Here is a 780-nt window from a genome sequence, read left to right as displayed (position 1 = left end):
CATCCAGTGGGTTCGGCTGAATCAACCAATGACCGTTTTCATCAACGGTTGTCGTCAGTGTGCTGCCGTCCGGCAGTTTGACCACGATGGTGCCACCCGCCTCGGCACTACCGCCAAGACCGGTTTCGTTATTGGTCTCGATCACCGGTGCATCCGGCGCGATCAGGTCAGCCTTGCCGGTAGCCGTTTCGCCGCTGATGTTGCCACTCGGGTCAGTTGCAGTGACCTTACCTTCTTCGCCGTCAGCCAGCGGGTTCGGCTGCATCGCCCACTTGCCATTGGCGTCAGTCACGGTGGTGACCGTGCTGCCGTCCGGCTTGGTCAGGGTGATGGTGCTACCGGCTTCACCTGTACCGGTCAGACCACCCAGGTTGTTGCTCTCTACGATCGGAGCATCCGGAGCAATCACATCGGAGCCACCGGTGTTCACCGGTTTACTGATGTTGCCAGCCTCGTCGGTCACGGTGACGTTGGCGCTTTCACCATCATCCAGTGGGTTCGGCTGAATCAACCAATGACCGTTTTCATCAACGGTTGTCGTCAGTGTGCTGCCGTCCGGCAGTTTGACCACGATGGTGCCACCCGCCTCGGCACTACCGCCAAGACCGGTTTCGTTATTGGTCTCGATCACCGGTGCATCCGGCGCGATCAGGTCAGCCTTGCCGGTAGCCGTTTCGCCGCTGATGTTGCCACTCGGGTCAGTTGCAGTGACCTTACCTTCTTCGCCGTCAGCCAGCGGGTTCGGCTGCATCGCCCACTTGCCATTGGCGTCAGTCACGG

General features: G+C 60.1%; 1 protein-coding gene. It reads right to left on the bottom strand.

Going from position 1 to position 780, the window contains the following annotated elements; all coding sequences use genetic code 11:
• The coding region (locus tag AO726_RS10295; RefSeq protein ID WP_241492096.1) for an Ig-like domain-containing protein at window positions 1–780 on the bottom strand (780 nt) is incomplete at both ends.

It is taken from the genome of Pseudomonas sp. TTU2014-080ASC (genome assembly GCF_001446935.1).
GTDB lineage: Bacteria > Pseudomonadota > Gammaproteobacteria > Pseudomonadales > Pseudomonadaceae > Aquipseudomonas.
Note: the sequence above shows the minus strand (reverse complement) of the source record. Positions and strands in the feature narration are given on the sequence as shown.